This is a genomic window from Streptomyces toyocaensis (assembly GCF_000725125.1).
Classification (GTDB): Bacteria; Actinomycetota; Actinomycetes; order Streptomycetales; family Streptomycetaceae; genus Streptomyces; species Streptomyces toyocaensis.
Genome location: NZ_JFCB01000008.1, coordinates 138456 through 152675, shown reverse-complemented (window position 1 = coordinate 152675; position 14220 = coordinate 138456). Strand labels below are relative to the sequence as shown.

Annotated in this window: 12 protein-coding genes and 1 pseudogene; 2 read left to right on the top strand and 11 right to left on the bottom strand. The window is 73.9% G+C overall.

The window, feature by feature from the left end:
- Positions 1-96 precede the first annotated feature (96 nt).
- The 8 genes and pseudogenes from BU52_RS33460 to infC form a co-directional block, all read right to left on the bottom strand.
- Positions 97-1023, bottom strand: a pseudogene (locus BU52_RS33460) (PP2C family protein-serine/threonine phosphatase).
- Between the two features lie 270 nt (positions 1024-1293).
- Positions 1294-3816, bottom strand: a complete 2523-nt coding sequence (gene pheT, locus BU52_RS11960) for a phenylalanine--tRNA ligase subunit beta (protein ID WP_037932423.1) — start codon at positions 3814-3816, stop codon at positions 1294-1296.
- Positions 3816-4937, bottom strand: coding sequence for a phenylalanine--tRNA ligase subunit alpha (pheS, locus tag BU52_RS11955; RefSeq protein WP_037932421.1), 1122 nt, complete (start codon positions 4935-4937; stop codon positions 3816-3818). Before pheS ends, pheT begins: the two co-directional genes overlap by 1 nt.
- 202 nt (positions 4938-5139) lie before the next feature.
- The gene (locus tag BU52_RS11950) at positions 5140-6276 is read right to left on the bottom strand and encodes a sensor histidine kinase (protein ID WP_037932419.1); all 1137 of its coding nucleotides are present in this window, start codon (positions 6274-6276) and stop codon (positions 5140-5142) included.
- A 92-nt stretch (positions 6277-6368) separates the two neighbouring features.
- Entirely contained in the window at positions 6369-7229 is an 861-nt protein-coding gene (locus BU52_RS11945) for a TrmH family RNA methyltransferase (protein ID WP_037932556.1), read from the bottom strand.
- A 186-nt stretch (positions 7230-7415) separates the two neighbouring features.
- Positions 7416-7799 carry a 50S ribosomal protein L20 gene (gene rplT / locus BU52_RS11940; RefSeq protein ID WP_004933571.1) on the bottom strand — a complete coding sequence of 128 codons (384 nt, stop codon included), beginning with the start codon at positions 7797-7799 and terminating at the stop codon, positions 7416-7418.
- Positions 7800-7897: 98 nt separating this feature from the next.
- Complete coding sequence (rpmI, locus tag BU52_RS11935) at positions 7898-8092, bottom strand: 50S ribosomal protein L35 (protein WP_003977225.1); 195 nt, start codon at positions 8090-8092, stop codon at positions 7898-7900.
- 111 nt (positions 8093-8203) lie between these two features.
- A complete protein-coding gene (infC, locus tag BU52_RS11930) occupies positions 8204-8857 on the bottom strand; it encodes a translation initiation factor IF-3 (protein WP_078903207.1) in 654 nt (217 codons plus the stop codon).
- A gap of 395 nt (positions 8858-9252) precedes the next feature.
- Here infC and BU52_RS11925 point away from each other — a divergent pair, with 395 nt between their 5' ends.
- Complete coding sequence (locus BU52_RS11925; protein WP_037932414.1) at positions 9253-9630, top strand: DUF1844 domain-containing protein; 378 nt, start codon at positions 9253-9255, stop codon at positions 9628-9630.
- On the opposite strand, the gene BU52_RS11920 is transcribed toward BU52_RS11925, so the two are convergent.
- Positions 9627-10367 (bottom strand): SseB family protein, encoded by a 741-nt coding sequence (locus BU52_RS11920; RefSeq protein WP_037932554.1) that lies wholly within the window; start codon positions 10365-10367, stop codon positions 9627-9629. The genes BU52_RS11925 and BU52_RS11920 overlap by 4 nt on opposite strands.
- A 105-nt stretch (positions 10368-10472) precedes the next feature.
- Between BU52_RS11920 and BU52_RS11915 the strand changes: the two genes are divergently transcribed.
- Entirely contained in the window at positions 10473-11177 is a 705-nt protein-coding gene (locus BU52_RS11915) for a serine hydrolase (protein WP_037932413.1), read from the top strand.
- On the opposite strand, the gene mycP is transcribed toward BU52_RS11915, so the two are convergent.
- Together mycP and BU52_RS36260 are read right to left on the bottom strand one after the other, a co-directional pair.
- Entirely contained in the window at positions 11174-12355 is a 1182-nt protein-coding gene (gene mycP / locus BU52_RS11910; protein ID WP_037932411.1) for a type VII secretion-associated serine protease mycosin, read from the bottom strand. The two genes, BU52_RS11915 and mycP, sit on opposite strands and share 4 nt — an antisense overlap.
- A complete protein-coding gene (locus BU52_RS36260) occupies positions 12352-14028 on the bottom strand; it encodes a hypothetical protein (RefSeq protein WP_235216315.1) in 1677 nt (558 codons plus the stop codon). The genes mycP and BU52_RS36260 overlap by 4 nt, the downstream gene beginning before the upstream one ends.
- Between the last annotated feature and the right edge of the window lie 192 nt (positions 14029-14220).

The window sequence follows — 14220 nt, the reverse complement described above, 5'->3', positions numbered from 1 at the left end:
GGCGGCCCGTTTCCGCGCCGTCCGCCCGGCTACCTGCCCGACACTCCGTGGCGGGGCGGACGGCCCCGCCGGCTCCGCCCGGGAGCCGACGGCCGGTCACTCCGTGGGAGAAGCAGGCGGTCGGCCCGCTCCCGGGCCGGCGGGCGACCACGCGGGGCACCACAGGTGGTCCGCCGGGGGCGCGCCGGACGTGGCACGGGGGCGCGGGGGCGGAACGGGGTGCCGCGCGTACCGCTCGTTCCTGAGCACCAGCAGTGCCACGTCGTCCCTCGGGGGGCCGGGCGAGTGGCGCAGGAGCGCACGGAGGACCGCGCGCAGCACCGACTGGGCCGTGGGCGCGCGGGTACGGGCGGCCTCGGTGAGGACCTCCCGGAGCGGGAGGAAGCGGCCCACGGCGTTCCGGGCCTCCTCGGCCCCGTCCGTGTGCAGGACGAGTGTGCCGCCGGGCGGCAGGCGTCAGGGAACCACGGGCAGGCCGGGCGGCAGCGGGAACGGCCCGAGGGGCGGGAGCGGACCGGTTCGGGCGAGCGGCTCGGCCCGGGCACCGGTCAGCAGGTGCGGCCAGGGATGTCCGCGGTTCAGGGCCCGCACCTCCCCGTCCGGGAGGAACTCCAGCAGCAGTACGGTGACGAACTCCTCGCCCGCGGGCAAGCCGGCGTCGGCATCCGCCGGACTCTGCTCGCCGTCCTTTCGCTCCCGCAGGTGCCGGGCCATCGCACGCTCAAGCCGGCGCAGCACCCCGGCCGGTTCGGGCTCGTCGTGGGCGGCCTCGCGGAAGCTGCCGAGGACGGCGGCCACGGTGCGCACGGCACCGAGTCCGTGCCCGCGGACGTCACCGATGACTGCCCGCACACCGTGCTCGGTGGCCAGCACCTCGTACAGATCGCCGCCGATCCGGGCTCCCCGGTCGGCGGTCGCGCACAGGACGGCGCTGCTGACCAGACGGGCGCCGAGGGCGTCGTCGTGGGCCGGCGGGCAGGTCAGCCGGTAGGTGACCGCGGCGGCGCCCCAGCCGATGGGCACCGGTGAGGGTGGGCGCCCGCGAGAGGAGCCGGGATGGTACCCAGCGGGAAGCCCCGGGCGTGAAGCGGAACATGCCGATGGCCCCCATACAGGCCCGGACAGCGCAGACCGGCCTCGAGAGGCCGGTCCGATTCTGTCGACGCCTCACCCGATCCGGACGTACCGCCCGGAATAGTCACCCGAACGAGTGAGGTGGCGGGCGGGAGAGGGGTGCCGGTGTGGTGGGGGCGTGTACGCACGCCCCCACCACACCGGCGTCACCCGGAGGAGCTAGCTCCGCAGGACGGCCCCGGTGCGGTCGGCCGCGAGGGCGACCGCGGACTCGCGGGCCGCCGACGCCTCGTCGACGGTCAGCGTCCGGTCGTTCGCGCGGAACCGCAGCGCGTACGCCAGCGACTTGCGGCCCTCGCCGAGCTGCTCGGCGTTCTCGTACACGTCGAACAGGCGGATGGACTCCAGCAGCGGCCCGGCGCCCTCGCGCAGCGCCGCCTCGACGTCCGAGGCGGGCACGTACGCGTCGACGACCAGCGCGACGTCCTGGGTGGCGACCGGGAAGGTGGAGATGCCCGGCGCCTGCGGGGTGTCGTCGCCGACCCGCTCCAGGACGTCCAGGTCCAGCTCCATCGCGCAGCTGCGCGCGGGCAGGCCCAGGGTCTTCAGGACGCGCGGGTGCAGCTCCCCGGCGTGGCCGATGACGCGCTCGGCGCCGTCGACGGTGACGGTCAGCTCGGCGCAGCGGCCCGGGTGCCACGGCCCGTACTGGCCCTTGCGGATGCCGAGTTCGGCACCGGCCTCGCGGGCGACGGTCCGGGCCGCCTCGACCGCGTCGGCCCAGTCGGCCGGGCGGCCCCTGCCCCACCAGCCGGCCTGCTCGCGGGCGCCGGCCAGCACCACCGCGACGTGCCGGGGCTGGTCGGGCAGCGCGGCGTTCAGCGCGGCGACGTCGGCCTCGCTGGGGCGCCGGTCGACGGGCAGGTCCTCGGCGATCCCGCGCTCGTCGCGCGGCTGGAAGACCAGGCCGGTCTCGAACAGCGCGAGGTCGTGCGAGCCCCGGCCGTCGTTGCGGCGCAGCGCGCCGAGCAGACCCGGCAGCAGCGAGGTCCGCAGCGCGGGCTCCTCGTCGCTGAGCGGGTTGACCAGCTTGACGACACGGCGGGCCGGGTCGTCCGCGTCCAGGCCGAGCTGGTCGAAGACCTTCTCGCTGACGAACGGGTAGTTGGGTGCCTCCACGTAGCCGGCCCCGGCGAGAGCGCGGCCGACGCGGCGGTGCAGCCGCTGGCGGGCGGTCAGGCCCCGGCCGGCGGGCGGCCTGGGCAGCGTGGAGGGCAGGTTCTCGTACCCCTCGAGCCGGATGACCTCCTCGGCCAGGTCGTTCGGGTCGGTGAGGTCGGGCCGCCAGGACGGCACGGTGACGATCAGCTCGTCCTGGCCGTACACGTCGCACCCGACCTCCTGGAGGCGGCGTACGACGGTCTCCCGGCCGTACGTCACACCGGCGACCTTGTCCGGGTGGTCGGCGGAGACGGAGACGGTGTGCGGCGCGGCCGGGGCGACGACTTCGGTGACACCGGCGTCGGCGGTGCCGCCGGCGAGCAGCACCAGCAGGTCGACGGTGCGCTGCGCGGCAGCGGCGGCGGCCTGCGGGTCGACGCCGCGCTCGAAGCGGCGGGAGGCCTCGGAGGACAGCTTGTGCCGGCGTGCGGTGCGCGCGACGGCCACCTGGTCGAAGTGCGCGGCCTCGATCACCACGTCGGTCGTCGCGTCGCCGCCGTCGCCCGAGGCGCCGTGGTCGGCGATCTCGGTGTTGGCTCCGCCCATGACACCCGCGAGGCCGATCGGACCGCGGTCGTCGGTGATGACGAGGTCCTCGGCGTGCAGCGTCCGCTCGACGCCGTCGAGGGTGACGATCTTCTCGCCCTCCTCGGCCCTGCGGACGCCGATGGTGCCCCGGACCAGGTTCCGGTCGTAGGCGTGCAGCGGCTGGCCCAGCTCCATCATCACGTAGTTGGTGACGTCCACGGCGAGCGAGATCGGGCGCATGCCGACCTTCTGCAGGCGGCGCTGGAGCCAGATGGGGGAGCGCGCCTCGGGGCTGAGACCGGTCACCGTACGGGCGGTGAAGCGGTCGCAGCCGGCCGGGTCGGAAACCTTCACCGGGTAGCCGAAGGCGTTGGGACCGGGCACGTCGAGCAGCGCCGGGTCGCGCAGCGGCAGGCCGTAGGCGATGGCGGTCTCGCGGGCGACACCACGGAGGGACAGGCAGTCGCCGCGGTTGGCGGTGACGGCGATGTCCAGGACCTCGTCGACCAGTTCGAGGAGCTCGACGGCGTCCTTGCCGACCTCGGTCTCCGGCGGCAGCACGATGATGCCGTGGGAGCCGTCGTCGCCCATGCCCAGCTCGTCGCTGGAGCAGATCATGCCGTGGGACGTCTTGCCGTACGTCTTGCGCGCGGAGATCGAGAAGCCGCCGGGCAGGGTGGCGCCGGGCAGCACCACGACGACCTTGTCGCCGACGGCGAAGTTGCGGGCGCCGCAGACGATCTCCTGCGGCTCACCGGTGCCGTTGGCCCGGCCCACGTCGACGGTGCAGAAGCGGATCGGCTTCTTGAAGCCCTCCAGTTCCTCGATGGTCAGCACCTGGCCGACGACGAGGGGGCCCTTGAGGTCGGCGCCGAGGTGCTCGACGGTCTCGACCTCAAGACCGGCCGAAATGAGCTTGGCCTGTACGTCACGGCCGGTCTCCGTCGCCGGCAGGTCGACGTACTCCCGCAGCCAAGAAAGCGGGATCCGCATCAGATCTCCATCCCGAACGGCCGGGTGAACCGGACGTCACCCTCGACCATGTCTCGCATGTCCTCGACGTTGTGGCGGAACATCAGCATCCGCTCGATACCGAACCCGAAGGCGAAGCCGCTGTACTTCTCCGGGTCGACGCCGCAGGCGGTGAGCACCCGCGGGTTGACCATGCCGCAGCCGCCGAGCTCGATCCAGCCCTCGGACGAGCAGGTGCGGCAGGGCCGGTCGGGGTTGCCGACGGACGCGCCCCTGCAGACGTAGCAGAGCATGTCCATCTCGGCGCTCGGCTCGGTGAACGGGAAGAAGTTCGGCCGCAGCCGGGTCTTCATCTCCGCGCCGAACAGCGACTGGACCATGTGGTCCAGGGTGCCCTTGAGGTCCGCCATGGTCAGGCCCTCGTCCACGGCGAGCAGCTCGACCTGGTGGAAGACGGGGGTGTGCGTGGCGTCCAGCTCGTCGGTGCGGTACACGCGGCCCGGGCAGATCACGTAGACCGGCAGCTCCCGGTCGAGCAGGGAGCGGATCTGCACGGGCGAGGTGTGCGTGCGCAGCACGACACCGGACTCGCTGCCGCCCTCCGGGCCCTGGACGAAGAACGTGTCGGCCTCGCCGCGGGCCGGGTGGTCCGGGCCGATGTTCAGGGCGTCGAAGTTGAACCACTCGGCCTCGGCCTCGGGGCCCTCGGCGACCTCGTAGCCCATGGCCACGAAGACGTCCTCGATACGCTCGGAGAGCGTGGTGAGGGGGTGCCGGGCACCGGCCGGCACCCGGTCGTGGGGCAGGGTGACGTCCACGGCCTCCTCGACCAGGACGCGCTGGTCGCGCTCGGCCTCCAGCTCGGCCTGGCGGGCGGCCAGGGCCTTGTTCACGGCACCGCGCGCCTGGCCGACACGCTTGCCGGCGTCGGCCTTGGCGTGCGGCGGCAGGGCGCCGATCTCGCGGTTGGCCAGGGCCAGCGGCGAGGTGCCACCGGTGTGGGCGACCTTGGCCTCCTGGAGCGCGTCGAGGGAGTCCGCGGCGGCGAAGGCGGCGAGCGCCTCGTCCCGCATGCGCTCGATCTCTTCCGGTTTCAACGCCTCGACCTCGACAGGGTCGTACGACTTATTCGGTGCCGACATCTCTTCCCGTGCTTCCGATTGTCCCCCAGCTGTCGCTGGGAGGTGCCCCCAGGCTGATGGTCCCCGTCTTCGACTCGTGGACGACTCGTCCGTCGCGCGCTGTCCGCCGTCGCGGCTTGAAGTCGTCGGGACGCAAAGGTGCCAAAGGCCGAGTCTAACGGGGTGAAGGAACGCGAAGGCGCCCGTGGGGGCCGCCGGCCTCTCAGGTGAGATACGCCGGTGCCGCCACGGGCAACGTAAATCGGAACTCGGCGCCGCCGCCGGGGGCGCGTCCGACCGTGATGGTGCCGCCGTGGGCCTCGACGATGCCCTTGACGATGTACAGCCCGAGGCCCGTCCCGCCGCGCTTGCTGCCCCGCCAGAAGCGGGTGAAGACGCGGTTCATGGACTCCTCCGGGATGCCGGGCCCCTCGTCGCTCACCGTGACCGACGTGCCGGCGTCCTCGCGTTCGCGCGGGGACGCCGAGGGCGTGATGTCGATTGTGACGGTTCCCTCGCCGTGCCGCACGGCGTTTTCCAGCAGGTTGCTCAGCACCTGGTCGATCTTGTCGGGGTCGGCCCACAGATCGGGCAGGGGGTGTTGCACCCGCAGCAGGAAGCGGTCGGCCGGCTGCCCGGCGGCGACGTGGGCCTGGATGTGACGTCCGACGGCGGCGCCGATGTCGACGGGCTGACGGCGCACCTCCAGGCGTCCGGAGTCGATGCGCGATATGTCGAGCAGCTCGGCGATGAGCCGGGTGACCCGGTCGGCGTCGGCGTCGACCGTCTCCAGCATCAGCCGTTTCTGATCGTCGGTGAACCGTTCCCACTTGGCGAGCAGGGTGGCGGTGAAGCCCTTGACGGAGGTGAGCGGGGACCGCAGTTCGTGGGCGACGGTGGCGATCAGCTCGGCGTGGCTGCGCTCGGTGCGGCGCCGGGCCTCGGTGTCGCGCAGGGTGACGACGACCCGGCGGACGGGTCCGGTGGGGCGGGTGCGGACGTAGTGCGCGGACACGAGGACCTCGTGTCCGCCCGGCAGCAGCAGGTTGCGTTCGGGCTGGCGCACGCGGATGGCGAGGCCGCCGTAGGGGTCGGTGAGCTGCCACCAGCGGCGGCCCTCCAGGTCCTCTAACGGCAGGGCCGTCTCCAGCGGCTGTCCGAGGGCTCGCCGGGCGGGTACGGCGGTGATGCGCTCGGCCGCCGCGTTGAAGCAGATCACACGGCCGTGTTCGTCGGCGACGACGAGTCCGTCGGGCAGCTGGTCGGGATCGATGCCGAGTTCGGCGAGATCACCGGGCCGGGGCGCGGGCGGGCGCGCCGTCCGCCGTGCCCCCGGTGCGCTGCTCGTGCCGACGCTCATCCCCGTACCCCACCTCTCGGAACTTCCTCGGGGCGCCCCGTGCTCGGGACCGGCCGAGAGCTTGGGGGAGGGTCCCCGAGCTGGTCACCCTACTAGTTCCCGGTGACGGAGCGGCACCCTCCGGCGGCGCGCTGTGCACGTGCCGACGCGTAGAGACATACGGCGGCGGCCGTGGCCAGGTTCAGGCTCTCCGCCTTTCCGTGGATCGGAACGCGTACGACGGCGTCGGCGAGCCCGCGGGTCTCCTCGGGCAGCCCCCAGGCCTCGTTGCCGAAGACCCAGGCGGTCGGGCCGCCCATGGTGCCCTTGTCGAGCTCCTCGTCCAGGTCCCGGTCACCGGCGCCGTCCGCGGCGAGCAGCCGCACGCCCGCCTCCCGCAGTCCCGTCACGGCCCGGTCGACGGGCACACCGACGGCGACGGGCAGGTGGAACAGGGAGCCGACGGAGGCGCGTACGGCCTTGGGGTTGTACAGGTCGACGGAGGCGTCGGTGAGGACGACGGCCTCGGCCCCGGCGGCGTCGGCGCACCGCAGCACGGTGCCGGCGTTCCCGGGGTCCCGCACGTGGGCGAGGACGGCGACGAGGCGGGGCCGGGCGGCGAGGATCTCCTCGAACGGCGTGTCCAGGAACCGGCACACCCCGACCAGCCCCTGCGGGGTGACGGTGGTGGAGATGTCCGCGACGACCTGCTCGGAGGCGAGGTGCGTACGGGCACCGGCGTCCCGTGCCGCGCCGATGATGTCGGCGTACCGGTCGGCGGCCTCGGGGGTGGCGAACAGCTCGACGAGCGTGGCGGCGTCCCCGTCCCGGTGCGCGGCGGCCTCCCGCACGGCCTGCGGCCCCTCGGCGAGGAACAGCCGCTCCTTCCCCCGGAAGTTCCGCTTGGCCAGCCGGCGGGCGGCGGCGACGCGGGAGGAACGGGGGGAGATCAGCTCGGGGCTGACGGGGGCCATCTTCTTCGTCACCTTCGGGAGATCTCAGCACGCGGCACGCGCCCCCGGGGGCGCGGGGGACTGCGCGACCAACCACAACGGACCCGCGGCCGAACGGCGGCCGGCGAACCTGCAACAACAGGACCCGCAAGCTCTCAAGCCTGCGGGTCCTTAAAAACTCACGTCGGCTTCAAGCCAACGCAGTGCTCACGCGGCCTTCGGCGCGTTGACGTCCGCCGGCAGCGCCTTCTGCGCGACCTCGACGAGCGCCGCGAAGGCGGTGGCGTCGTTGACGGCCAGCTCCGCCAGGATCTTGCGGTCGACCTCGACGTTCGCGGCCTTCAGACCCTGGATGAAGCGGTTGTACGTGATGCCGTTGGCGCGGGCAGCGGCGTTGATGCGCTGGATCCACAGCTGGCGGAAGTCACCCTTGCGCTTCTTGCGGTCGTTGTAGTTGTAGACCAGCGAGTGGGTGACCTGCTCCTTGGCCTTGCGGTACAGGCGCGAACGCTGACCGCGGTAGCCGGAGGCCTGCTCGAGGATCGCCCGGCGCTTCTTGTGGGCGTTGACTGCCCGCTTGACGCGTGCCACTTGTTAACTCCTTGTAGCGGGGCCGTGGTTGTACCCACACGGCCCGAAATCGATTGGGTCCCGGTTGGACGTACGTGCGGCGCTCGCGCGCCGGGGCGTCACTTGCCGAGAAGCTTCTTGATCTTCGCGGCGTCGCCCGGGGCCATCTCGGCGTTGCCGGTGAGGCGACGCGTCACACGGGACGACTTGTGCTCGAGCAGGTGGCGCTTGCCGGCGCGCTCGCGGAGCACCTTGCCGGAGCCGGTGATCTTGAAGCGCTTGCTGGCACCGCTGTGCGACTTGTTCTTCGGCATAGCGCCGTTCTCTCCTCGTCGGTGGCGCTCCGGTGCCCGGTCGTGAGAACCGGGCACGGTGGAGCGTCGTACTTGTGTCGGTTACGTCCTGGGGACTCACGTCCCCCGGAGTCACGCCTCGGCGGAAGCCTCGGCCGGAGCCTCGGCGTTCGCGGCGTCGGGGTCCGCGGCGTTCATCGAACGGCCGGGGTTGGCCTTCGCCTCCGCCTTGCGGGCTTCCTGTGCCTGGCGGGCCTCGGCCATCGCCTCGGTCTTCTTCTTGTGCGGACCGAGGACCATGATCATGTTGCGGCCGTCCTGCTTCGGGTTCGACTCCACGAACCCGAGGTCGGCCACGTCCTCCGCGAGACGCTGCAGCAGTCGGTAGCCGAGCTCCGGCCGGGACTGCTCGCGACCACGGAACATGATCGTGATCTTGACCTTGTCGCCCTGCTTGAGGAACCGGACGACGTGACCCTTCTTGGTGTCATAGTCGTGCGGGTCGATCTTCGGCCGGAGCTTCATCTCCTTGATGACCGTGTGCGCCTGGTTCTTGCGCGCCTCACGGGCCTTCATGGCCGACTCGTACTTGAACTTCCCGTAGTCCATGAGCTTGCACACGGGCGGACGGGCGTTCGCCGCCACCTCGACGAGGTCGAGGTCGTACTCCTGCGCAAGCTCCAGGGCCTTGGCAAGCGGGACAATCCCGACCTGCTCGCCGCTGGGACCGACAAGTCGCACCTCGGGAACGCGAATCCGGTCGTTGATGCGGGGCTCGGCGCTGATGGATCCTCCTCGGTAGCACCACGCGACGGTCTGGCGGACAGCCGCGTAACGTCTGTGTTCGTTAGACCTGACCGCGCCGAGGCAAAGAAAACGCCCCGGACGATCACAGGCGGGGCTCCTCGAACTACCGGAGCACCGCCGCGACGACCGCGGGGCGCGATTTCGGGCGGACCACCGTCTCGGGGACGGGACCGCCTGACCGGTGACCCGCCGCCCTGAGGACGGCCAGGTGGGAGTTCGAAGCCTCCACTTGTGGGCCGGGCTCGCTAGCCGCGAGGCATACGGGTCCGACCGGTCGTTACACAAGGCTAGCAGCTCCGGGAGGCGTGCGCTAACCGCGGCGCCCATGCCTCCTGCTGTCAAGGGGACACGCGTCTGCGCCTATCGTGTGGGGCATGAGTGACACCTCCCCCTCGGAGACCCCCGAGACCCCCGGCAACCCCGACTTCGACGCCATGGCCCGCGACATCGCCGAGGTCCCTGCGGTCGAGGTGATCGTGACGGTCGCCGTCAACCTGATGAGCGCCGCCGCCGTGAAGCTCGGTCTGACCGAGGAGGGCGACACGTTCAAGGACCTGGACGAGGCCCGCAAGCTGGTGCACGCGCTGGCCGGTCTGCTCGACGCGTCCGCGACCGAGATCAGCTCGTTCCACGCCGCGCCGCTGCGCGACGGCCTGAAGTCGCTCCAGCTGGCCTTCCGCGAGGCCTCCCTCGTCCCGGACGAGCCGGGCAAGGGCCCGGGCGAGAAGTACACCGGGGCGATCTACGGCTAGGACCTCGGGGGACGCACGTACAGGGGCTCGCCGGGCGGCGTCGCCTCGGCCGGCAGGACTGCCAGGTCGAGGCCGCGCACCAGGCGGGCCCTCAGCGTTTCGTCGGCCGCGAGCCGCCGGGCCACGGCGCGGGCGGCCTCGGCGACGGAGGCGTCCGCGTCGAGGACCAGGGCGAGGGTCCCGTCGGCCTGCCCCGGCCCGAGGTGGGCGCGCAGCACGACGGGCTCCGCGGCCACGGCGGCCCGTACCGCCTCGACCACGGCCGGGTCGGCGAGCGGGTCGGTGCTGGTGCGGCCCTCGGCGAGCGCGAGCAGGGTGGGCCCGGTCAGTTCGAAGGGCACGGGACCGGACATGTCCAGGACCACCGTGTCCGCCTTCTCGTGGGCGGCGGCCTGCAGGGCCTGGTGCAGCGGTACGGCGACGGGGCGGGCCGCGGGGTCCCAGCGGGCGAGCGACTCGATGGACGTGAAGGCGGGCAGGGCGGTGCGGCCACCGGCCTTCAGGGTCGGTACGGCCATGTCGCTGGTCTTCTCGCGGCGCAGCCCTTGCTCGTCCTCCTCGACCTCACCGAGCAGGGCCACGACGGGAACGAGCAGGCGGGCGCCCTTGAGGGCCTCCAGCACGGGACCGACCGCGTTGCCGTCCTCGGCCCAGGCGGCGAGCGCGGCGCTCAGCCGGGGGTCGGCGGAGCCGTCGTCGTCGCGGAACGGGGAGTCGGGAATGTTCTTGTTCGCCACGGTCACCGACCCTATCGGCCGTCCGTGACACGCTCGGACGCGGGCGGCCCGCACGGCGCGGCCGCGCATGCGGCATCGGCATCGGCATCCGCGGAGGGAGACACGGTGAGGGACGGGGCGAGGGTGTCCGTGGCGGTGCTGGACCTCGGTTCCGGGGTGACCGTCTCGCACGGCGACGGGACGTTCGTCACGGCGAGCATCGTCAAGGTCGGCATCCTCGCGGCGCTGCTGCTCGGCGCGCAGGACGCGGGACGGGAGCTCGGCGGGACGGAGCGGGCGTACGCGGAGGCGATGATCGTGCGCAGCGACAACGACGCGGCGTCGGCCCTGTGGGAGGGGATCGGGCGGGCGGCCGGTCTGGACGCAGCGAACGTCCGCCTCGGGCTGACCCGGACCGCGGGCGGCGAGGGCACGCTGTGGGGGGTGACCCGCACCACGGCCGAGGACCAGCTGGTGCTGCTGCGACAGGTGTTCGGCGGGCACTCGGAGCTGGGCGAGGCCCCGCGGGCGTATGTGCGAGGACTGATGGCGCGGGTCGTCCCGGAGCAGGCGTGGGGTGTGCCGGCGGCGGCGGACGCGGGTACGGCGTGGGCCGTGAAGAACGGCTGGCTGCCGCGCGACGCGACCGGTCTGTGGGTCGTGAACAGCATCGGGTGCGTCACGGCGGGCGGGCGCGCGTGCCTGGTGTCGGCGCTGTCCGACGGCAACGTGACGAAGGAGCGGGGCGTGGCACGGGTGGAGGGGGCGGTGGCGACGGCCCTCTCGGCGCTGGACGTGCGTCCGCGCCGCTCGCGGACGGACCGCTCCTAGAAGTCCTCGCGGTCCGCGCGGCGGCCGCGCCACAGGACCACCGTGGCGACCAGCAGGACGCCGCCCGCGCTGCCCGCCAGGGGCGCCGCCCAGTCGGCGGTGCCCTCGTCGGAGCTGTCGGTGTCCGGGCCGGGGCCGAAGTACTTCTCCCCGTGGGCCGCCGACTTCAGGCCGTCCGGCTTCAGCCGGCCCGCCGCCTCGATCGCGGCGGCCGGGTCGATGAAACCGAAGCCGCGGGAGTCGTCGCGGCCGTCGGCGGGGGCGTTGCGGGCGGTGTCCTCGAGGAGCCGCTTGATCTGCGCGGGGGTCAGGTCCGGGTGGGCCGCCCTGACCAGCGCGACGGCGCCGGAGACGAAGGCGGCGGCGGCGCTGGTGCCCCAGCCCTCGTAGTACTTGTGGTCGGGGTCGGCGATGATCACGTCGACGCCGGGGGCGCTGACCGTGGCGTACCAGCGGCGGGTGGAGAACGGGGCGCGGGTGCCGTAGCGGTCCACGGCGGTGGCGGTGACGACGCCCGGGTAGGCGGCCGGGTAGGAGATCCGGTCGCCTTTCTCGCCGCCGTTCCCCGCGGAGGCGACGACGACCACGCCCTTGCGCAGGGCGTACTGGACGGCCTCGTCCTCGCCGGGTTCGGGGTGCGCGGAGGCGGAGTCGTCGCCGAGGGAGAGGTTGATGACGTCGGCGCCGTTGTCGGCGGCCCAGCGGATGCCCTCGGCGAGGGCGTTGCCGCGGGTGCTGCGGGCCTTGGCGCGGGAGGGGTCGCCGTCCTCCAGGATCACCCGGACGGGAAGGATCTTCGCCTCGGGCGCGATGCCCATCACGCCGTCCGCGTTCCCGGGACCGTGTCCGTGACCGGCGATGATGCCGGCCATGGCGGTTCCGTGCCGGGCCCAGGCGCGGTCACCCTCGCTCGCGCCGAAGCCGACGAGGTCCTTGCCGTCGAGGACGTTGCCGTCGAGGTCGGGGTGGTCGGCCTCGACGCCGGTGTCCAGGACGGCGACGGTGACGCCCTCGCCCTTCGTGGTCCGCCAGGCCTCCTCGGTGTGCATGGCTTCCAGGGACCACTGCCGGACGCGGATGCCGTCGGCGTGTGCGGGTGCGGCGGGCAGGAACACCAGCGTGGCGGCGAGGAGGGCGCCGAGGGCCGCGGCGGGACGCCGGCCGGTGACGGGCCTCATGAGGGCTGCTCCGTGGTGGTGCCCGCCCTCTTGCGCAGGCCGCGTTCGACACGGTCGGCGAGGCCCTGCGCCTCGTGGCCGAGGCCCGCCTGGGCGGGGGCGGTGGTGGCTCCTGACTCCATGGCGTCCTCGGCGGGTTGCGGGGTGTCGACGGTGCGTCCGTCGGCCCAGCCGGAGACGGCGTAGACGACGACGGGGGCGTCCGTGAGGACGGAGATCGTCCAGGAGGCTCGTTGTCCGGCGCCGAAGCCGGCGGCGGCGGTGTCCTTCGCGGCGTAGGGCAGGGGCATCAGGTCGGCGCGGCGGTCCAGGCGTTCCCTGTCGAAACGGCGGGCGAGGGAGGCCATGCCGGCGGCGTCGGCCTCGGTGAACAGCAGGCCGACGGTGGTGACGTGGCTCTGGGTGGCGTCGGTGTAGGTGGCACGCAGCAGGCGTGCGCAGCCGACGGGGTCGAGGACCTTGCGCAGCAGGGGGTCGAAGGCGCCCTCGCAGCCGCTGTCGGGTGCGACGGCGACGCGCGTCCAGGACCGGTCGGCTTCGCCGGGTCCCGCGCCCTGGCCCCGCACGGTGGGCGGGAAGAGCTGGTCGACCGGGACGTCGTGCCACATGTCTCCCGCGGCGGTGAAGCCGTGCCGGGCACCGGGTCCCGCGGGGTCCCCGGCCAGCCAGGCACCGGTGACGGCACCGCCGATGAGCCCCGTCCCGAGGACGAGGCAGGCCGCGGCCGCCACGACCTGCGACCGGCTCCGCCGGCCGGACGGCCGTCGGCGGGCGTGCTCGTCGTACGCCTCCGGCTCGCCGAACGTCACGAATGCCGCGGGTCCGGGGGCGCCGCCCGGCGCCATGGGGGCGCTCCAGGACAGCGCGGGGTCGGGACCGCCCCGGCCCTCCCGGCCGGGGGGCGCGCCGTCGCCGGGCACGGGCCGGCCGGCGGGGGCGGGCGCCGGGCCCGCTCCGGAACGGTGCGGCTCCCCGGCGGCGGGTTCGGCGGGGACGGGACGCAGACGGGTGGTGGTCTCGGACGCCGTTTCGGCAGGGGCACCCGGCCGGCCCGCGGTGGGCCGGTGGGCGGGTTGCGGCGGCACGGAGGGCGCGGCGTCCGGGGAGCGCGGGTCCCGGCCGGCGGCCGGCGGCGCGTCGGGGAAACGGGCGGAGGCACGCGGCGGGGGCGGCACGGATGCGGTGCCCGGGTGGCCACCGGCACCGGAAGGGCGCGGGAAAAGCGGCCGGGACGCGGAACCGTCGGTCCCCGCGGGAGCGGATCCACGGCGGCGGTCGGGCGGGCTGCCGGCCGGGCCGTGGCCCTCGCCGGCCGAGGGGCCCTCGGGCCGACGGCTCTCGGACGCACCGGGCTCCTCCGGGGCGCGCCCGCGCCGGTCGGCCGCGCCCGGCGCTCCGTCACGCGGGGCGGCGCTCGGCGGGTGTCCCGGCTCACCGCGGTCGGGTCCGGCGGGCTCCCGGTGGTCCGCGGGCGCGTCCGGGGTCCGTCCGCGGGGGACGGTGGCTGTGCCATGGGTGGCTTCGCGGGTGTCGAAGACGCCCGGGCCGCCCGAGGTGCGGCGCCGGGGGGCGGGTTCCTCCGGGGCGGTGCCGGGTGGGGCCGGGGGGTGGGCGGGGCGCGGGGGGACGGCGGGGCGCGGGGGGAGGGAGGCGCGACGCGCTTCCGTGCTCATGCACCCCCCGTTTCCTCGTGCCCGGGCCGTTCCTCGTGTGCGGGCCGGTGTTCCGCTGTCAGGGGCCCGGCACGGAATCGTCCCGGGCACAGATACCCGCACGGACGGCGCGTCATCCCGCCCGGGCGTCCGGGCCGGCCCCGTTCCGCCGTGCGTGCGCGTCACTCTACGGCGTGGTCCCCCCCGAACGGG

Coding starts and splice junctions, on each gene's coding strand:
- rpmI (WP_003977225.1), bottom strand. CDS start 8,092: ATGCCGAAGAACAAGTCGCACAGCGGTGCCAGCAAGCGCTTCAAGATC.
- pheT (WP_037932423.1), bottom strand. CDS start 3,816: ATGCGGATCCCGCTTTCTTGGCTGCGGGAGTACGTCGACCTGCCGGCG.
- pheS (WP_037932421.1), bottom strand. CDS start 4,937: ATGTCGGCACCGAATAAGTCGTACGACCCTGTCGAGGTCGAGGCGTTG.
- BU52_RS11950 (WP_037932419.1), bottom strand. CDS start 6,276: ATGAGCGTCGGCACGAGCAGCGCACCGGGGGCACGGCGGACGGCGCGC.
- BU52_RS36260 (WP_235216315.1), bottom strand. CDS start 14,028: ATGAGCACGGAAGCGCGTCGCGCCTCCCTCCCCCCGCGCCCCGCCGTC.
- mycP (WP_037932411.1), bottom strand. CDS start 12,355: ATGAGGCCCGTCACCGGCCGGCGTCCCGCCGCGGCCCTCGGCGCCCTC.
- BU52_RS11945 (WP_037932556.1), bottom strand. CDS start 7,229: ATGGCCCCCGTCAGCCCCGAGCTGATCTCCCCCCGTTCCTCCCGCGTC.
- BU52_RS11925 (WP_037932414.1), top strand. CDS start 9,253: ATGAGTGACACCTCCCCCTCGGAGACCCCCGAGACCCCCGGCAACCCC.